Annotated in this window: 16 protein-coding genes and 3 pseudogenes; 13 read left to right on the top strand and 6 right to left on the bottom strand. The window is 51.0% G+C overall.

Going from position 1 to position 19,270, the window contains the following annotated elements; genetic code table 11:
• Positions 1-99: 99 nt before the first annotated feature.
• The 3 genes and pseudogenes from BLO51_RS10195 to BLO51_RS10185 form a co-directional block, all read right to left on the bottom strand.
• A pseudogene (locus tag BLO51_RS10195) lies at positions 100-625 on the bottom strand (phosphodiester glycosidase family protein); the annotation flags it as partial.
• The gene (locus BLO51_RS10190) at positions 619-2,250 is read right to left on the bottom strand and encodes a response regulator (RefSeq protein ID WP_090670627.1); all 1,632 of its coding nucleotides are present in this window, start codon (positions 2,248-2,250) and stop codon (positions 619-621) included. The pseudogene BLO51_RS10195 and the gene BLO51_RS10190, both read right to left, overlap by 7 nt.
• Positions 2,247-4,097, bottom strand: coding sequence for a cache domain-containing sensor histidine kinase (locus tag BLO51_RS10185; RefSeq protein ID WP_143006859.1), 1,851 nt, complete (start codon positions 4,095-4,097; stop codon positions 2,247-2,249). Before BLO51_RS10185 ends, BLO51_RS10190 begins: the two co-directional genes overlap by 4 nt.
• A 105-nt stretch (positions 4,098-4,202) precedes the next feature.
• On the opposite strand from BLO51_RS10185, the gene BLO51_RS10180 reads away from it, so the two are divergent.
• The 3 genes from BLO51_RS10180 to BLO51_RS10170 all read left to right on the top strand — a co-directional run bounded on the left by BLO51_RS10180 (position 4,203) and on the right by BLO51_RS10170 (position 7,368).
• Complete coding sequence (locus tag BLO51_RS10180; RefSeq protein WP_090670622.1) at positions 4,203-5,087, top strand: carbohydrate ABC transporter permease; 885 nt, start codon at positions 4,203-4,205, stop codon at positions 5,085-5,087.
• Positions 5,087-5,923 carry a carbohydrate ABC transporter permease gene (locus BLO51_RS10175; RefSeq protein WP_090670619.1) on the top strand — a complete coding sequence of 279 codons (837 nt, stop codon included), beginning with the start codon at positions 5,087-5,089 and terminating at the stop codon, positions 5,921-5,923. The genes BLO51_RS10180 and BLO51_RS10175 overlap by 1 nt, the downstream gene beginning before the upstream one ends.
• Before the next feature lie 146 nt (positions 5,924-6,069).
• Positions 6,070-7,368: an ABC transporter substrate-binding protein gene (locus BLO51_RS10170; RefSeq protein ID WP_090670924.1), complete on the top strand. Its 1,299-nt coding sequence runs from the start codon at positions 6,070-6,072 to the stop codon at positions 7,366-7,368.
• A 113-nt stretch (positions 7,369-7,481) separates the two neighbouring features.
• On the opposite strand, the gene BLO51_RS10165 is transcribed toward BLO51_RS10170, so the two are convergent.
• The gene (locus BLO51_RS10165) at positions 7,482-8,114 is read right to left on the bottom strand and encodes a flavin reductase family protein (protein WP_090670616.1); all 633 of its coding nucleotides are present in this window, start codon (positions 8,112-8,114) and stop codon (positions 7,482-7,484) included.
• Positions 8,115-8,241: 127 nt separating this feature from the next.
• Between BLO51_RS10165 and BLO51_RS10160 the strand changes: the two genes are divergently transcribed.
• The 9 genes and pseudogenes from BLO51_RS10160 to BLO51_RS10125 all read left to right on the top strand — a co-directional run bounded on the left by BLO51_RS10160 (position 8,242) and on the right by BLO51_RS10125 (position 16,788).
• The gene (locus tag BLO51_RS10160; protein ID WP_090670611.1) at positions 8,242-8,931 is read left to right on the top strand and encodes an ArsR/SmtB family transcription factor; all 690 of its coding nucleotides are present in this window, start codon (positions 8,242-8,244) and stop codon (positions 8,929-8,931) included.
• Between the two features lie 21 nt (positions 8,932-8,952).
• Positions 8,953-9,348 carry a hypothetical protein gene (locus BLO51_RS10155; protein WP_217266719.1) on the top strand — a complete coding sequence of 132 codons (396 nt, stop codon included), beginning with the start codon at positions 8,953-8,955 and terminating at the stop codon, positions 9,346-9,348.
• Between the two features lie 232 nt (positions 9,349-9,580).
• Positions 9,581-10,912 carry an MFS transporter gene (locus tag BLO51_RS10150; RefSeq protein ID WP_090670606.1) on the top strand — a complete coding sequence of 444 codons (1,332 nt, stop codon included), beginning with the start codon at positions 9,581-9,583 and terminating at the stop codon, positions 10,910-10,912.
• Positions 10,913-11,194: 282 nt separating this feature from the next.
• The gene (locus BLO51_RS10145) at positions 11,195-11,887 is read left to right on the top strand and encodes a response regulator transcription factor (RefSeq protein ID WP_090670603.1); all 693 of its coding nucleotides are present in this window, start codon (positions 11,195-11,197) and stop codon (positions 11,885-11,887) included.
• 33 nt (positions 11,888-11,920) lie between these two features.
• Positions 11,921-13,039 (top strand): sensor histidine kinase, encoded by a 1,119-nt coding sequence (locus tag BLO51_RS10140; protein WP_090670600.1) that lies wholly within the window; start codon positions 11,921-11,923, stop codon positions 13,037-13,039.
• 368 nt (positions 13,040-13,407) lie between these two features.
• Positions 13,408-13,518: pseudogene (locus BLO51_RS28530) on the top strand (transposase); the annotation flags it as partial.
• Between the two features lie 288 nt (positions 13,519-13,806).
• On the top strand, positions 13,807-15,027 hold the full coding sequence (locus tag BLO51_RS10135; protein ID WP_167670161.1) for an ArnT family glycosyltransferase: 1,221 nt from the start codon (positions 13,807-13,809) through the stop codon (positions 15,025-15,027).
• A 276-nt stretch (positions 15,028-15,303) separates the two neighbouring features.
• Positions 15,304-15,759 (top strand): annotated as a pseudogene (locus BLO51_RS10130) (GyrI-like domain-containing protein); the annotation flags it as partial.
• Between the two features lie 105 nt (positions 15,760-15,864).
• The gene (locus tag BLO51_RS10125; protein ID WP_090670588.1) at positions 15,865-16,788 is read left to right on the top strand and encodes an NAD(P)/FAD-dependent oxidoreductase; all 924 of its coding nucleotides are present in this window, start codon (positions 15,865-15,867) and stop codon (positions 16,786-16,788) included.
• Between the two features lie 93 nt (positions 16,789-16,881).
• Here BLO51_RS10125 and BLO51_RS10120 read toward each other — a convergent pair whose 3' ends face one another.
• Both BLO51_RS10120 and BLO51_RS10115 read right to left on the bottom strand, forming a co-directional pair.
• Positions 16,882-17,652 (bottom strand): polysaccharide deacetylase family protein, encoded by a 771-nt coding sequence (locus BLO51_RS10120; RefSeq protein WP_245719607.1) that lies wholly within the window; start codon positions 17,650-17,652, stop codon positions 16,882-16,884.
• 60 nt (positions 17,653-17,712) lie between these two features.
• On the bottom strand, positions 17,713-18,486 hold the full coding sequence (locus BLO51_RS10115) for a DUF2161 domain-containing phosphodiesterase (RefSeq protein ID WP_090670585.1): 774 nt from the start codon (positions 18,484-18,486) through the stop codon (positions 17,713-17,715).
• A 190-nt stretch (positions 18,487-18,676) separates the two neighbouring features.
• Here BLO51_RS10115 and BLO51_RS10110 point away from each other — a divergent pair.
• Positions 18,677-19,270: hypothetical protein (locus BLO51_RS10110; RefSeq protein WP_217266718.1), on the top strand; the 594-nt coding region annotated here is incomplete at its 3' end.

Raw genomic sequence — 19,270 nt, 5'->3', positions numbered from 1 at the left:
CAAGGATAACGATCCAAAATGTGACTGACATTTACTCAGCACCTCCCGCCTATATTATAACCAACCGTTTGGCAAAAGAAAACGCTAAATATGTGAATTTTACTTGAAAAACAAGAAGTGCGTCGCCAGCGGCCGCAGGCGCCCTCCGGCATCGGATGGCCGGTTGATCACTTGTCCGTCATAGATCAAGCTCGACGAGCCGCCCCCGTCCAGATTGTAAGCGTCTTTGACGCCGAGTACGACGAGCTTGTCCTGAAGCTCCGGCAGCGTGGCGCCGGAATGTCCGTTTTCGTCGTTGCCGTCCGTCACCATAAAGAGCAGCTGATCGTTCTTGAAGCTGCCGACCACCGTCCGCGGCGCGCGGGCCGAGGATGCCTCCGAGCACCGTCGTGTTCAGCGGGAACCGCTTGCCGGTTTTGTTGTCGTCGGCAAAGCCTCCTGCGTTGATCCCGGCGACAGCGCCATAGCGGCGTACTGCGTCCAGCGTCGTTTCGCTGCCCCCAACCTTGTCTTTCCCCAGCACCATCTTCATGCCTTTATCCGATTTCAGATCGACTTTGAGGGCGTAGCCTTTATACCTCGGTTCCGTAAACGTATATAATTTCAGATCGACGTCACTCATGGTTGGTTCACCTTCCTGTACTCGTTAGGAGAGACGCCAACCGTCTTCTTGAACACTTTGCTGAAATATTTCTCGTCGTCGTAGCCGACCATAGCTGCGATCTGGGAAATGCGAAGATTCGGGTTCAAAAGCAGCAGCTTGGCTTTATCGATGCGGATGCCGCTGGTGTAATCGGATAAATTCACATGAAATTCCTGCTTGAACTTACGGGAAATATATTCGCGACTCAAGTAAAAATGGTTGGCGATTTCTTGCAGCGTAATGTCCTGATGGTAATGATTCTGAATAAATTTGGCAATTTCAAAAATAACGTTGCTGTCCTGCCGCTGGTGCGACAGCAGCAGCCGCGAGAGCTCCGACAAGCTGCGGACGAGCTGCTGCTCCCAGCGGTCGAGGGACAGAAACCCTTCCTCGTCCAGCGGAACGACGAACGGCGTGCTGTGCTCCTCCTCGCCGCGATGCCCGTCGCCCTCGAACAGCTCAGCCAACCAGCGGCTGCGCACGACATTGTACTCGTGCCACCAATGCTCCAACTGCTCCATGTCGATACATTCCAGCTTGCGCACGTCCGCGAACCACGCGGCGACCGCGCGGCGGATCTGCTCCTCGCTGCCGCTCTGCACCGAGAGCCGGATCGGTTCGGCATGATCCGTAAAGGAAAGCTGCCGGCTGCTTGGCGCCGCCGCTGCGGGTCCGGCGATCAGCGTGCGCTTCTCCCGGATCAACAGATTCCGTCTGCGAAGTATCTGCCTGGCTTCAAGATAAGCGGCCGTCAGTCCATCGGGGAACGGATGCACCCGGCTGACGCCCGTATCGAAGAAGCTGCGGAACGTGTCCCGGATGCCTTCTCGGATGCGTTCGAGCAATGCTTGCGTCTGGTCCAGTCCGCCGTAAAGCAGCAAGATCGCTTCGCTGTCGCTATTCCAATACCGGTAGGCGATGCCTTGCCGGGGACCTCCGGACGCGCGGGCGGACAGCAGCTCGTTGCAGATGTTCGTGAGCGAGAAAAAGAGCAGCTCGTAATCGGCCATAAACTTGTCCTTGAAGCTGAGGCTTATCGTATCCAAGCTCAAGATGGCGATCCGGCACTCTTTTACCGAAGATCCAAGCCCGAACTCCGCGTCTAATGCTTTGGCATGCTGGGCATACAGCTTCGGCTCGGTCAGCAGATTGGACAATATTTTGTCCCAATAGACCGGCTTCAGCTGATTCATTTCGATATTGCGCGCTTGTTGCAGGCGGCGTTCCGATTCTTCGCGCCGGATGGCGGATACCGCCTTCTCCACCGCAGCAGCCAGTTGCTCGTGATCGATGGGCTTTAAGATGTAATCGACGCCGCCGTATTGAACCGCATGCCGGACAAGCTCGAATTCGTCGTGCCCGCTAATGACGATCGTTTTGCCGGACGGGTATTGGCTTTGCAGCCATTCCATCAGCTCCATGCCGCTCTTGACGGGCATCATCATGTCCGTAAAGATGAGCTGCGGCCGATGCTCCTCGATTTGACGGACGGCATCCAGCCCGTCCTGGGCTTCCAGCACCTGATCGATGCTGAAGTCGCTCCATCGGACGAGCAGCTTGATCGCTTCCCGCACGTGCTTTTCATCATCGACGATGATGGCTTTCATAGCTCCCCGTTCTCCTTCATATGCATGGGCATAAGGATCGTTACCTTAACGCCGTAAGGCTTGTGATGCTCGACCCTCATGTCCGCTTCATGGTTGTAATAGAGCCGCAGACGCGATACCACATTGATCAGTCCGATGCTGTCCTCTTCCTGCAGATGTTCCGATGGCGAACCGAGTCTCGCTTTCAGGCGCTGCAGTTCTTCCTCCGCGATCCCTTTCCCATTGTCCGCCACCGTCACTTCCATGCGTCCGTCTTCCGCCACGCGGCTTGCGATCAGCAATTTTCCCGTATTTTGTCCTGAGTCGAACCCATGCTTAAAGTAGTTTTCCACAATCGGCTGCAGGATCATCTTGGGCACGGGGACCTGGAGGGTGTTTGCGTCAATGTCGTACTCCACGGTTAATTGATGCTCAAAGCGCTGCATCTGCAGCTCCATATAGGAGCGGACATGCTTTACTTCGCTGTCAAACGGAACGATGGCAACGCTGGTATTCATGCTGTAGCGCATCATCTTGGCCAGAGACGACAGAAGCGAATAAATTCGCGGCGCATCGTGCTGCAAGGCAAGCGTTCCGATCGATTGCAGCGAGTTGTACAAGAAGTGCGGATTAATTTGCGCCTGCAGCGCCTTCAGCTGATTCGTCTTGTTGGCCAGCTCCAGCTTGTATTCCTGCGTGATCAGGTTGTTGATCGTCTGCATCATAATGCGGAAGCGATTCGCGAGAATGCCGAACTCGTCGTTTCCTTTGACGTGAATATCGACCTGCATATTGCCGGATTGAATTTTTCCGATATATCCGATCAGCTTTTTGATCGGCGCGGTAAAGTGGAACGAAATGTACAGCGTCGCGGAAATGACCACCACAAGGAACCCGATCAAAATGAGTGTGTTGATTTCCGTCAGCTGTCTGGCGTTGCTGTACAGCCGGTCATACGGAATCCGCTTGACGAGCGTCCATTCCATATAAGGCGTCGTCATGCGCTCGTACAGTTGAATGCCCTTGAATTCGCCGCTGTCCGATTCGAAGCTTCCGCTCGGTTCGGACAAGCTGAGCAGATGGGTCACCCAAGGCTCGTCGATCCGGGTTCCGGCCGGCCCGGGGCCGTAAACAACGTGGCCTTGATTGTCCAAAATGTAAAGCTGCTCTTCTCCTTTTTTATAAAGCTGCTCGCAGATGGAAGAGAGCATACTCAAGTTAAAGTCAATCGATAAAATGCCGAAGTTTTTTATGGTCACGGCATTGACAACCTTCCGGTGCAGGCTGATCGCGGGAGCCGGAGGCAACGGGCCGAAGCCGCTCGTTCCGTACAGATGGCTCGGGTGCGTCGGCTCCAAAGTGACATCCTCCGTCCGGCTGACGGGAGGAATGAATTTCGGCTCGTTCGTTTCGTTGCGGTAGATGTTCCCTTGGGTCCACAGGTACGATTTATCCGTTTGGGCGATATACAAGTATACCTGCTGGATATCCTTCACGGTATTGGCGATGCTTTGGAGACCCCGGACGATTTCGTTGCGGCTCTTGTAATCGGAGGCCCCGGCTTCGATCGCTCCATAAAAATCAATGTCGTTATACACCGTTAGCGAGGCCTGATGAATGCCGTTCAAATAATTAATAATGTTCGTTTTGCCTTGATAGATCAGGTTAGAATTCGTCTGGAGCGTTTCCCGGGTTATATTTTGCTTCGTAAAATAGTACGTCATGACGATGGAAGTGGAAATCGGCAATATGGTGGCCGCAAGCAGAAACACAATTAGTTTATTCCGGATGCTGTTACGGATCATCGCGATTCCCTCCATGCAAATGTCGGCGCCATTATTGTACCAGTTGAGGTCAATAAATTCCACCTGATACGTCACTAGAGTGCGTGTTCTTTGCTTTTTGAGGCTTATATACTGGGGGTATACTTTCAGCTTGGCCTGCAAATGGTAAGAAATAAAGGGGGAAAATCCATGAAAGCGAAACAGCGGCTATCCGGCATGCTTCAGCAATTCGTCTTTGTCGGCCCGGCCTTTCTGTTCTTCAGCCTCATTGTCCTTGTTCCGTTTCTGATGAGCATGTATTATTCGTTCACAGAATGGAACGGGGTAACGTCGAACGTCAAATGGATCGGCCTCGACAATTTCAAACATATCCTGACGACGGATAAAGATTTCCATAAAGCGTTCTGGTTTACGACGCGGTTCACCGTGACGAACGTCCTGCTGGCGAATCTGCTCGGCTTCGGTCTGGCACTGCTGCTGTCCCAGGCGCTCAAAACGCGGAACGTGCTGCGGACGGTCTTCTTCCTGCCGAATGTCATCGGCGGGCTGCTGCTCGGGTTCATCTGGCAGTTTATTTTCATCAAAGGGTTCTCGACCATTGGCGAGCTTACCCAAATCGCCTTCTTCCAGCTCCCGTGGCTCGGAGATGCTCCGACGGCGTTCTGGGGACTCATTATCGTCAGCGTATGGCAGACGGCCGGTTATTTGATGGTCATTTATATCGCCGGCTTGGCGAACGTGCCGAAAGAGCTGACGGAAGCGGCGACCATCGATGGGGCTACGCGCTGGCAAGCGCTGCGCCACATTACGATCCCGATGATCATGCCTTCGGTTACCGTGTGTTTGTTTCTGACGATCTCCTGGGCGTTCAAAATGTACGATCTGAACGTATCCTTGACACAGGGCGGACCGTTCAACTCGACGCAATCCGTGGCGCTCAATATTTATGAAGAAGCGTTCCGCAACAACCGTTACGGCTTAGGAACGGCGAAGGCCTTTATTTTCTTCATCGTGGTTGCGCTCATTACGCTCATTCAAGTGTCCGTCACGAAGAAAAAGGAGGTTGAAGTGTAATGGACACGTCCAAAAGTTACAATCTGCGTACCTTCGCCTTGGAGCTGTTTGGCATTGTGCTTGCCCTGCTTTTCCTCGTGCCGTTCTATTTTGTTATCGTCAACTCGATGAAATCCTTCGGAGATCTGCTGGTCAATTCGGCGAATCTGCCGAAATCGCTCAACTTCGACAACTATGTCAAAGTGTGGGGCATCATGAACTTTCCGAAAGTATTTACGAACTCGCTGATTATTACCGTTTTCAGCAACTTGGGGCTTGTGGTGATCGGTTCCATGGCCGCTTACCGGCTGGTGCGGTTCCCGTCGAAGTTCAACAATCTGCTGTTCCTCGCCTTCGTGGCCGCGATGGTTATCCCGTTCCAGTCGATCATGATCCCGCTCGTCAAGGTGGCAAGCTCGGTCGGCTTAATGGATAGCAAGCTCGGACTGATCTTCTCTTACTTCGGCTTCGGGATTTCGCTGACCGTATTTTTGTATCACGGCTTCATCAAGGCTATTCCCCGGGAAATCGAGGAATCCGCCACCGTGGACGGCTGCAGCCCCTACGGCGTGTTCTGGAAAATTATTTTTCCGCTGCTTAAGCCGATGAGCGTCACGGTTATACTGCTCAACAGCTTGTGGATTTGGAACGACTTCCTGCTGCCGCTGCTCGTGCTGAACAGCCCGGACCTGCGGACGATTCCGCTGGCCACCTATTCGTTCTTCGGCCAATATACGAAGCAATGGGATATGGCGCTTGCCGCGCTCGTACTCGGCGTTATTCCGATGGTCGCCTTCTTCTTGTCGATGCAACGGTTTATTATCGAAGGGATTACGGCCGGATCGGTCAAAGGCTGACAAGAATGGTTATGTAAGCGGTTGTTCAAAATGTTCCACCTTTTCGTTCAATATAGTACGTGTTCGAAAGGCGGGGCATTTTATACAATACAAATGAAACGAACAGACAAACAGCAGTATGAAATAAGGGAGGTTACATCATGAAAATGAACAAGGTTGCGAGCGCCGGCATGGCGGCGGTTATGCTGATGTCGCTCATCGCGGGCTGCGCGAAGAAAGAGGAAGCGCCAAGCGGAACGAACGCCGGAGGCGGTGCGGCTGGAGGCAAAAACGTCACGCTGAAAATGTTCCAATTCAAGGTCGAAATTGCGGAACCGCTTGCCAAGCTGAAGGCCGAGTACGAGAAACAAAACCCGGGCGTCAAAATCCAAATCGATACGGTCGGCGGCGGTGCGGACTACGGCGCGGCGCTGATGGCGAAATTCAACTCCGGGGACAAACCGGATATTTTCAACAACGGCGGCTTCTCCGATTTGGACAAGTGGATCGAGCATCTGGAAGACTTGTCCGATCAGCCTTGGGTAAAAGATCTGGTGCCGGTTTCCAAAGAGCCGATGACCAAAGACGGCAAGCTGTACGGCCAGCCGCTTAACCTGGAAGGCTACGGCTTCCTGTATAACAAAGACTTGTTCGCCCAAGCCGGCATCACCGAGCTGCCGAAAACGTTGCCGCAGCTTGAAGACGCGGCGAAGAAACTGCAAGCCAAAGGCGTTACGCCGTTCGTGAACGGCTATGCTGAATGGTGGGTGCTTGGGAACCACTTCGTGAACTTGCCGTTCGCTTATCAGAAAGATCCGAATGTGTTCATTAACGGCCTGAACAAAGGCACGGCGAAAATTCCGGGCGACCCGGTGTTCGAAAATTGGGCGAAGCTGTTCGATCTGCAGCTCCAGTACGGCAACAAGAACCCGCTTCAAACCGATTATAAAACGCAGGTGACCGAGTTCGCTACCGGCAAAGCGGCGATGACGCAGCAGGGCAACTGGACGCAATTGCAGCTGACACAAACGAACCCGAACCTGAAGGTCGGCTTCCTGCCGATGCCGATCTCCGACGATGCTGCAGCGAACGACAAGCTGCCGGTCGGCGTGCCGAACAACTGGGTAATCAATAAAAATTCCCCGAACAAAGAAGAAGCGAAAAAGTTCCTGAACTGGCTCGTGACTTCGGATATGGGTAAAAAGTACATGGTGGAAGAATTCAAGTTCATCCCGGCCTTCACCAACATCCAAGGCGACGAGAAAATTCTCGGACCGCTCGCTGCCGATCTGATGAAATACATCAAAGAAAATAAAACGCTGAGCTGGAACTGGTTTAAATTCCCGGGCGGCGAAGCGTCCAGCAAAAAGTTTGCTTCCACGATGCAGGCCTACGTCGCGAAGCAAAAAACGAAGGATCAAATGCTGACGGAATTCCAGCAAATCTGGGATAGCCTGAAGAAATAAGAAGGTTGAAAAATCAAGGCATCTGCCCCTGTCGGGCGGTGCCTTGATTTTTTGTGCTTTGTGGAGTGTCAGGGATGTCAACTTGCGGCTTGTAGGGCTTGTAGGCTTGGGCGCTATACTTCGGCACGGTAATTGTTGCCTAGGCGATCACCGAGCCCAAAGTAATGACGGAAGTTGTAGATCAGCGGGTTCCAGCGGGAAGGGTCGATATGATCGCTGCCCGTCTTCTTCACGATATCCGGGAGAGCGTGGATTTGCACCGCTTCGGTTTCGACGATAGCAAACATCGGCGCATACTCCGGGTACGTAATCTTCTTGACGGTGCATTCGATTTGCAGCGGGCATTCCGCGATTCGCTGCGGTTTAACGGACAGCGAAACGGCCGGCGTAAGCCCGGCCGCGGTGAATTTATCCGGCTCGTAGCGGTAGCCCATCTGCGCTTTGTAGTCCGGCATCGGATGTTTTCCAGTGAGCGAGCCCAATTTTTCGACCTGCTGCCACATGGCGGCGTCGGGGACGTTGACGACCAGCTCCGGCGTCCGCTGCAGGTTATCCATGCCTTGCCCGCCTAAGCCCATGCCGAGCACCAAATACCGTCCTAGCGCCCATGACGAAGAAAGGGGGCTGATGTTGGTCGTGCCGTCTTCGTTCAGCGTCGTAGCGAGAATAACGGGCATGCCGTAGTATAAAATTTTAGGCTGAATGTTCAGATGGCTTGATTCCGTAGGGGATACTTTCGTATTCATGCTTCATTACCTCCGATGGTTGTCATAGTCCGATAGGAATTTCAGGATAACGGTTCCTAAATCATTGTAATTCATAGACGTTTCCATTATCATCGAAATGTGAAATGCAATAAAAAGGAGGGTTACGATGAACATGAAACGGAATGTCTCGTCCATCGCTTCGCTGATCAGCGACCCGTCCCGGGCGGCCATCCTGCTGCATCTGTTGGACGGCCGCTGCCATCCGGCCGGGAATTTGGCAGCCGCAGCAGGAATCACGCCGCAAACCGCCAGCTTTCATTTGGCTAAAATGGCGGAGATCGGGACGGTAACGGTAGAAAAGCACGGCCGGCACCGGTATTACCGGATTGCGCAGGCGAGCGACGCGGAAATGATCGAGCAGCTGCTTTCGTTTGCCGGGCCGGCGCCTGTCGTCTCGTTACGGCAATCGGACCAAATGAAAAAGCTGCGTCACGCACGGATGTGCTACGACCATTTGGCAGGGGAAGCTGCGGTACGCATTACGGAATCGCTGCTAAGGGCAGGGCATTTGCAGAAAGACGGCCTGCAGCTTCACGTTACGGTTTCCGGCGAAACATTTTTTGCGGATTTCGGCTTGGATTTGCCGCAGCTTCGCAAGAAGCGGCGGGCTTTCTCCCGCTGCTGTCTCGATTGGACGGAGCGCGAGCATCATTTGGCCGGCGCACTTGGGCAAGGGCTGACTGAGCGGATGTTTGCGATGGATTGGTTTCACCGGGAGGAGCAAAGCCGGGCCGTGCGAATCACGCAGGAAGGAAAGCAAGGCATAACGGAGCGATTTGGCATTCAGCTGGATTAAACCGGCGGTTGGTACAGCGGAGTGAAGGATTTGACGCGAATAAAGGCGAATATCGAGCACATTCAAAGGGGGCTGAGGATTTATATGATAGATTATATTTTTGATAAAGATCACAATGAGTATGCAAAAATAGAATATCGTCATAGCGAAGATAAAGAATATTATTGCACAGGCGAAATTCTCGAATATGCAATTCCTGGGGAGCTGTCAAATCTCATTAACGAGTACACGGAGCTTGTGAATGGTATGTGCCTGTCACTTTTGGATGACGTGGAGGAAAAAATATATAGCTATGGCCTTAAACTGAGAGATGCCAACGTTTCTATATTTAGGCCGGAGATAACGAATGAGAGGGTAATCGATTTTTTCACAAAATACCCAACTGCGCGCGGGTTTGTTGATAAATATGGCGACTGAAATTTGTGGAGTGAAGATTTTGGGTATATCACGGGGAAACGGCTAATAACGGGAGGTTGACCGAGGCCTTCTCCCGCTGCTGGCGAAAAATGACCGGATACGCTTGCAATCGCGCTTGTTTGCGATTTCACAAACGGCTGTCCCCGCTGATACAATGGTCGTAAAATCGATGTTGAGCGAACGGAGGGGCAGGGGCGCCTCCTGTTTGCCGGGAGAGGCGGTCCAGGCTCGGATGGGGTTACGACTCGGAGAAGCAGTCAGGCATTGGGCGGAGTCGCGGAAGACGGCGGTACCGGAAGAAAAGAGGCTGTCGGCCGAGGCGGTCGCTTCACTCTTTATTCATTTTTGCTTTCAGTTCGGAGCTTCGATGTCGGGTGTCTTTTTGACGCTGTACTTGTGGCGGCTGACCCACAGCCTTGAAATTAACGGAGCATACTATGCGATTAACTACGCGGTGGCGCCGCTGGCATTCGCGCTTGGCGGCTGGATGATCAAGCGCAAGGACCGCATGGTTACGTACCGGATGGGCATTGCGATGATTGCGCTGTTTTATTTGTCCGTTGTCTTCTCCGGGGAGCTGGTGGTTCAATATTATGTGCTCTTTGCCGTGCTGAACGGCATCGCGAGTTCGTTTTACTGGGTAGGTTATTTGACCTTGATGTATGACGTTACGACGGACCGGAACCGCATCCGTTTTCTTGCGATCAATATGATCACGTTTACGCTCGGAGGACTGATCGGACCGGCGTTGGCCGGATTTCTCATTCGGCAATTCGAGGGCTTGCAGGGCTACACGATCGTTTTCGGCATCTCGTTCCTCATGTTTTTGCTGGCGGCGCTCGGCAGCTTCAAGATCCCGATGAAAGCTTCTCACCATAAAGCGTATTATCTGAAATATGTCGGCCTGCTGATGCGCAAAAACCGGGATTGGACCTATTCACTAATCGCTTTTTCGGTTATGGGTCTGTTTCAGGGACTGATGCTGTTTTTGCCGAACATTTTGCTTTTTCAGATCGTCGGCCGGGAGGATTTGGTCGGTTATTTGGGAGTGCTGTACGCCAGTCTCGGCATCGGCACGGGGATGTTCATTTCCCGTTACGGCACCGAATCCAAGGCGAAGGCCTTTATGTTCATCTCCACCATAGGGTTCGTGATCGGCACGGGGTTCATTTTGTGGAAACTGACGCTGGGCACCGTAATCGCTTTTATGATCATTTATTCCATCTGCGCGCCGCTGCAGGGCAACACGATTACTTCGTATTATTACCGCCTGATCGGCGTGCTGCCGCTCAAGGGCCAGCTTCGCGTCGAGTCGGTCGTGATGCGCGAGACGTTCTTGAACGGGGGGCGTGTCGTATCGATCGGCCTGCTTGTCTGGCTTACAAGCGCCGCAGGCAGCGAAGTGCTTCCCTGGGTGCTGGCGGCAACGGCCGCGCTGCAAATCGGGCTGGTCTGGCTGCTGAGCCGACGCGCGGATGAAGAGCCTCCTTTAGGTGATGCCCCAGCGGTGCAAGGTTCCGGTTCGGGGAGCGGCTCCCGCACCGGCATGAAAGCTTCCTCTTGATCAAAAGAGGAAGCTCAGGGCCTTGACGGGCTCATTCCAATTGCTAAACCAATGATGGATACGTTAAGCCCGTTGATCTGTTGTTATGAAATGTCCATTCCTTTCAACTCCGAACGAAATCTCCAACTATGTTCGTCCTCAAACACGCTTTTCGAGAAATCTTCCATGATCACCCCCTTGGCGCCGACTGTCGCAATCACTAACGTGGGGATTCGCCTCCTCTTGAGAATTGATGTATGATATTGTTTTAGATCATGGTTTTGAGAGCAAGGAGGATGACCCATGTTCAGAGGCACCATTCTTTTGGTTGACGACGAGAAGGAGATTACGAATCTTCTGGAAATATACTTGAAAAATGAAGGATACAATTTATTAATTGCAGGCGACGGCGTCGAGGCTTTGGAGCTTTTGCAGACGCACAGCGTCGATCTAATCATTCTGGACGTGATGATGCCGCGGATGGATGGTATTGAAGCCTGCATGAAAATACGGGAAGAAAAACAAATGCCGATCATCATGCTTTCCGCGAAAGGTCAGGAAATCGATAAAATTACAGGCCTGAGCATCGGGGCCGACGATTATGTCGTCAAACCGTTCAGTCCCTTGGAAATGATCGCACGGGTTAAATCGCAGCTTCGCCGGTTCAGGCAGTTCAATGCGAACCACGCCAAAAACGAGAATGAAATTGTCATCGATGACCTCGTTATCAATTTGTTAACGCATAAAGTGGTTCTCGGTCATAATCCAATCCGGTTGACGCCGCGCGAATTCGCCATTTTGCGGGTACTTGCCCAAAACCGCGGCAGCGTGTTGAGCATGGAGCAAATTTACGAATCCGTATGGGATGAGCCTTACTATGAATCGAACAATACAATTATGGTCCACATCCGCAAAATCCGGGAAAAACTCGAAAAAGATCCGAGCTCACCGCAGTATATCAAAACCGTATGGGGAATCGGTTATATTATCGAATAAGCGGCAAATACTATCGTTGGACGGGGATTGGCTATGAAGTTTAATTTCATCTACACCATGCGCTGGAAGTTTCTTTCTGTATTCGCGCTCAGTATTGCCTCTGCGTTCGTTACCGCATTTATAGGCTATCGATTGGGGTTTAAGCTGGAAAATGTGGAGCCGTTCACCATCCCGATCAACTGGGTCGTCAAGCGTATCGGCTCCCTGCCCGTTCTGGTTGCAGCCGGCTTTCTGATGTTCCTGATTTATTTCTTCCTATTCAGCAGAAAAATGTTCGATTATTTGGAGGAGATTACACGAGGGCTTCAGGAAATATCGCAAGGAAATTTGTCGTATGAGATCACGACCCAATCTTCGGACGAGCTGGGAGTTTTGGCCGATCATTTCAACCGGATGACGAAGAAACTGCGAAAATCGATTGAAGAAGAACGAAAGGCCGAAAGAACCAAAAATGAATTGATCACCGGGGTATCGCACGATCTGCGCACTCCGCTCACCTCGGTTCTCGGGTATTTGGAGCTAATTGAGACGGACCGCTATAAAGACGAGGTGGAACTTCGGTATTATACAAAAATCGCCTATGAAAAAACGAAAAATTTAAAAAAGCTGATCGATCACCTTTTCGAATATACGTCACTGAGCGACGAAGGCATCAAGCTTCATATGAAAAAAGTGAACATCATCGGCTTCCTGAAACAATTGACGGAGGAATTTAACCCCCAATTAAAAAAAGCTGGTATGTCGTGCCGGTTGGCCGCTAGAGATGACAGCATCTATGTGGAAGCCGACGGCCACCAATTGATGCGCGCTTACGAGAACGTGATTTCCAATGCAATCCGCTACGGCAGCAGCGGCAAATACATCGATATTCGGATCGGCAGTACGGGCGGCGAGGCTGTCGTAGAAATCATCAATTACGGGGAAGCCATTCCGGAAAGGGACTTACCTTATGTATTCGAACGGTTTTACCGCGCGGACAAATCCCGGTCTTCGCAAAACGGTGGAACCGGATTGGGACTGGCCATCACCAAAAGTATTATCGAACTTCACGGAGGACGCATATCCGTACGCAGTGACCGGAGAGAAACCGCATTTGAAACCAGACTTCCTCTATGTCAAGTTTCCTCACAAGAACCGCAAAAAGGCCGTTAACCGGTTTTTTTTATTAGGCGGTTTGCTTAATTTTTATTAAGAATCATTTAAGCGTTCCATAATTGTCCGGCTAACATGCCGTAACATTTCGTAATTATACTGGATGACAGCGGGAGAAGAGAGAGAGGCCCGGTTTTATTTTACCGGGGAACAATACATTGATAAGGTAACTAGTATGTTGCGAAAAAAGGTATGAATTGTGGCAGTTTCAATCGTCATTTTGCTTGGAGCGGGTGCCTGTAAAACAAACCGTCAAGTGTGCGCTGATCGGTGCTTTGCCGATGCTGCCACGCAAGCAGAATGTATCTGGAAAATACAATCGTCGTATGACTAACGAGTAAAATAAAAGGTAGAACCTTTGAAATTGAGAAAAGTTGGACATACTACGCTATGAGCAGGACAAGCAGACGACGAACAGCCGCAATGGGTACCGGAAGAAAACGGTCCATACGGAGTACGGGGACTTGGAGATACAAGTCCGCGGGAGCATCGGACCCGCCAGAGGCTCCGGGTCAAGCCGCGGCACCGTTTGCTAGATTCGCATTTCAAAGATTACACTTTTTTCTTGACAGTCTCTTCCTCGACGCTTAAAGTCAGGTATGGGTTGCTCGGCACAATCACTATACCAAACCGAAGCGGTGTTTTCTATTTTTGCAAGGAATAGATCTTTATTCTGATGCAGCTTTATTTATCAAGGGTTCATGGCCAATTCTTCTCTGCGAAGTTTGAGTTATTTATTGTAAAAAGAAGCCAAAATGGAGGATTCAATGAGACAGGATAAAAATTTCATAAGTTATAAACGGATCATTCATTGGGCGTGTTTTGCTCTTATTTTAATTATTGCTTTGTATCTTCGCGTTAAATTTGTTCAAAGTGTTTCACATGAAATGTCACCAGATGCAGTGAATTATTCTAAGATGGCCCAACAATTAATCGAAAAAGGATTTTATGGTTATAACAGTACAACCCCAAACGCATATGTTACGCCAGGTTATCCGCTTTTTGTCGCCATAAATTACATCATAGCTGAAAAATTTAATTGGGATCCTCTTGTTTTGACTCGATATGTTCAAATATTGCTGAGTATGTGTACGCTTGTAATGATTTATGGCTTAACACGAAAGCTGGCAAAAAACGGGATAGTAGCTCTTCTAGCGGTATTTGTTACTGCGATTTATCCACCTTTCGTATGGGCAAACGGTGCAGTTTTAACTGAAGTTCTTGGCACTTTCTTTCTTATGGGATATTTACTTTGGCAGCTTTACGCAATGGATTCATCTTCTCGGCGTCATTCACTTATTTCAGGTATTTTAATGGGTCTTACTGTATTGGTACGCCCCGAGTTTTTACCCGTTATTTTCGTACTCTATGCATTAAGGTGGTGGCAGCAACGAGATCGACGAGTCTGGATAATGTTATTATGGAGTTTGCTCGGAATTGTGTTGGTACTTTCACCTTGGTGGATTCGCAATGCCGTAACGTTGCATGAATTCATTCCGCTCGCTACTCAAACAAATCCACTTATGGCTGGATCATTCCCATATAACAATTACGAAGATAACATGGTCGATCGTAATGGAAAAACCGATATGGAATTTACAAAGGAACGGCTAATTTTCGGTTTTACCCATTATCCGCGCCTTTTCCTATGGTGGTATACATTTGGAAAGTTGGAATATCTGTATTCCAACATGTATCATGGAGGGGGCCATGCACCGTTATACCAAGTTATTCTGTCGTCAAATATGTTACATGATGCTATTGTCTGGTTTGGAGCAGCAGCGATCCTGATTTCGTTCCTTCGATTGAAAGAACAAAAAACAATGCTTGCAGCTGTGATTATTATAATGTCATTGATCCGCTTAGCTTTCGTACCTGAATATCGATATAATTTTTCGCTTATGCCCCTATTCATTGTCTTGGCCAGTACAACGGGTTATCAAATATACTGTTTGATGCGAAACAGGAATGAAAGGAAAACAGAATGAAAGTTCTTGTTATAATTCCAGCGTACAACGAAGAACACACAATTCTAAGAGTGATTCAAAACATTCGACTGCATGTACCAGATGTAGATATTCACGGATAGAACAGAGGACACCTCTTCTGTATGGTATGGGTTGCTCAATCACTATACCAAACCGAAGCGGTGTTTTCTATTTTTACAAGTCTCCAAGCGAATGAAGTAAAATCAGCATAAACCCTGCATTATCGTGCACCAAATGTCGGATGGATGCATTTCACTCCTGCTATTGTATATAACCTCTCGGGCTTTTCACCATCTGCATAGCGTCACGCCGTCCGAAGCCAGAAATCATGGCCGTTCACTTAAAGCTTATCCGCGAATGACCTTCCAGTTATCCATTAAGGGAGGCAACGAAATGAACTATCGTTTGGAAGAAAAAGAAGCATTCCGCATTGTGGGTTTTAAGAAAAGGGTTCCGATCATTTTCCACGGGGTTAATCCGGCAATTGCTGAGATGTGGGAAAGTTTGGATGGGGCAACGATTGATGCATTTAAAGCACTTTCGAATGTCGAGCCGCGGGGATTGCTTAGCGCATCGGTGAACTTTTCCGAAGGCCGAATGGAGGAGAAAGGGGAGCTTGATCACTATATTGGCACGGCTACAACGGAGGATTGCCCGGATCACTTGACGAAGCTTGAAGTTCCTGCTTCAACGTGGGCTGTATTCGAAGCCATCGGGCCATTTCCCGATACTTGATTGATGAGGAAGCTTTTTTCGTACTCCTTAGGAAACGGATGGAATGGAATCTGGGACAGCGGGGGGATGCTAACGGTAACGAATAGCAAAGGGGCGTAGATCATGTACGATTGCATCGTCGTCGGAGGGGGGATCGCTGGCCTGCAGGCGGCCATCCAGCTTGGAAGGTACCGGCATCGCGTGCTGGTGATCGACAAAGGGCGAGGGCGCTCAACGCTGTGCCGCAGCTACCACAATGTGCTCGGTTGGCCCGATGGAGTCTCCGGCCAAGAGCTTCGCCATCTCGGACGGCAGCATGCCGAGCAGCTCGGGGTGGAATTTCGCCGCGATGAGGCTGTGGCGGCGGCAAGGAACGGTAGCGGATTTCGGATCGCTCTTGCCGATGGGGGCGGAGCCGTCCACACCGAGACGCTGCTTGCGGCAACCGGCGTACTGGATCGCTTCCCGCCACTGCCCGGGCTGGAAGAACGGCTCGGTGTCAGTATTTACGTGTGTCCCGACTGCGACGGCTACGAGGTCTCCGGGAAGCTGACTGTAGTGATGGGATCGGGCGATACGGGAGCGGGAATGGCGCATGCTCTGCGCTATTGGACCGACCGGATTACTTACGTTAATCACGAACGGGAAGCGGTGGGCAGCGAGTATGCGGACAAGCTTATGGAAGCGGGCATAACGCAAGTTGAAGCGGAAATCGCTGAGGTGATCGGAGGGCCGGATGCCCGGTTCGACGGCGTACGATTGTCGGATGGTCGGACGATCAAGGGGGAGCGCGGCTTTATCGCTTTTGGCGGCAACGAAGTGCACGCCGGATGGACGGCGGCGCTCGGTATCGAACGGCTGGAGAACCGTCATATCGTCACCGATCCGCGCACCAAGATGACGAACGTTCCCGGCGTCTGGGCGGCGGGGGATATCGGAGTACACTCAGAGCAGGTCACGATCGCGATGGGCGAGGGCTCGCAGGCGGCGATTTGGATTCATAAAGAGCTTTTGAAGAGGAAAGCGAATACCGCGGTCTTCGTTTAAGTCACGCCGGATAAGTAAAGGGACCCAAGCCGTTTCCATTTAGGGGGATCGCTTCGGTCCCTTACGTTTGCTTCCCGTTCATGGAAGGGGAAGTCAAGATTTGGACGGCACCAGCAGTTGCTTCCAGGCTTTCATCGATGCTTCTCCGTTAACGAACAGACGTTTTAACTTGAGCGGGTCCTGATCGGACGAAGCCCATCCCTGATCGATGGTGAACGCATACCGAAATTTATTCTCTTTTAAAATATTCAAGGTTATCCGGTTGGACTCGCCATACGGATAACTAAAAATATCGGCCGTCGTTCCGAGCTGTTCCTCGATCAACCGCCTGGATTCAGTCATTTCATACGCTTGCTTCTTGGCATTCAGCTTCGGTAAATACGGGTGGCTCATACTGTGCGGCTGAATGTCCCAACCGGCCTCTTTCATCGTTTTGACCTGCTCCCAATCCAAATAATAACCGTCGCCTACAAACCCCGGGACCATAAATAATGTAGCATGAAATTTCAACTTTTTGAGCAGTGGATAAGCGTGCTCGTAGTTGTCTGCATAGCCGTCGTCAAACGTGAGCAGGATCGGTTTTTTCGGCGGTTTTTCTTTGCCTTCGAGGATATCGGTGAATTGCTGAAGCGTGAGCGTCGTGTAGCCTTCGTCGGCCAAGTAGCGCATCTGCGCTTCGAATTTGTCCGGGGCGATGGTCGCCCGGTGGTTGCCGGGACCGATGGTAATGCTGTGGTAGTTGAGCACGGGGATGCGAATGGAAGAAGCGGCTTGCGCGGGCGATAGGGCAGGGGTGAAAAGTGACAATGTCGACGCCAGCATAGCAAGACATAACGCGAAGAGAGCCCGAACGAACGGTTTCATGGCGCACGTCCTTTCTGCACGGTAGTCTATCACTCTATACATACCCGCTGCCCAAACGATTTATGCATTTTGCAGGACAGGGACTTGGGGTGCTTCGTCAGCATCCGCTGCCGGGAAGTAAGCCTCTACGACGTGGGCAAAAGTTTGCAGCGCCGCTTCCCCCTGCGGAGTGAGTTTGTATACGCCGCGGGCTACGCGTTCGAACCACAGGTATACGTTTTTCTGGAGCATGCCTGCGGCTTGGGCATTGCCTGTCAGGTCGCGCAACTGTTTGGGGCTCATGGGGCCATGGGTGTGCAGCAGCGCCGCGAGATGAAGCGACTTTTCGCGGTAAGCGGTGACGAGTTTTCGCTTGGTGCTGCCGCCGACGTTATAATCGGCCCGGCGTTCCTGAAATTCCTGCATCAGCTTACCGGCCGCATATTTGTTATGTCTGGGCATTTTGAGCGGCATCGCCAGCCCGGACCCGTCCGGCGGATGACATTCGACCTCGACGCGCGGCTTGCGCGTTTTATAAAACTGCACGACGATCATGCCGAGGCCGAGCATGCCGCACAGTCTGCGGAGCTCCGGCCAGCTGGCCCCGTGCGGCGCGCGTCCTTTGGCCGGCCGCTCGAAAGCGACGTATACGAAACGGCTGATCCGCAGACGGTCGATCGCTTGCAGTAGGAGCGGGACCGAGAAGCTTTTTTTCAATTCGACGATGACCGGAGGCTCCTCTCCCCGAATGGCGACCAGATCGCAATGACGCACCTCGCCGCGCACGGTGTAACCAAGCTGCTCTAAGTAGGCTTTGACGGGGGCATACAGCTCCGTTTCACTTTTGATAGCCAAGGGGCCGCGCCTCCTTTTTTGCTTACAGTGATATGGTAGGGTTATTATATCATACCTTGGGAGGGGAGGACGGTGAAAAGAGAAGGGCGTTTTGATATGAAATAGTAAATTGTTATAGTGCGAAAGCCTAATAAAATAGTATTATTTTGTCGATATATACAGGAGAAAATTACTAGATTTTTTGTATTGAATGGATTATACGTATTTCATTTCAAAAAATAAAAGAAACAAGGTGAGCATGTTGACTCGAGAAAATCATTACCAGAAGCTTTTAAGAATATTGCAAGCCACCATGGTTTTATACCCTCAGTTTGCTCCGTATGTAAATGCAGGCTCTATCGAACTCACTGGGAATGAAAAGAGAGTAGTAAAGGAAGAGTCGGTATATGACAGCTTGGAAAAGTATCATTATCCCGTTTACAACCCGAATATTTCCTATCAACTAAATAAAATTAAATTAAGTGGTTTGTCCGGCCCTCCTTTGGCATTGCCCAGTGGTGGTATGATCTATACAACGTGGGATCCGACGGGGCAGAGGTTTGTGAACAACGATGCGGATGCGGGGATGTACTTCTCGGATGCGGATCCGTTAACATATTCGATCGTGAGGCAACCACAAGGGTTCTCGGTGAGCATTGTGAGCGGTAGTTTGGTGCATTTGAGCGGAAATCCGACGCGGACGAACGATTCGTTTACGGTGAGGGCGACAGACCCGAACGGGCTGTATGCAGATCTGACGGAAGTATTGAACTTTGCGCCGCAGAGCTTGTCGAGCCACAATCTG

Origin of the sequence: Paenibacillus tianmuensis (genome assembly GCF_900100345.1) — a bacterium.
GTDB lineage: Bacteria > Bacillota > Bacilli > Paenibacillales > NBRC-103111 > Paenibacillus_G > Paenibacillus_G tianmuensis.
Note: the sequence above shows the minus strand (reverse complement) of the source record. Positions and strands in the feature narration are given on the sequence as shown.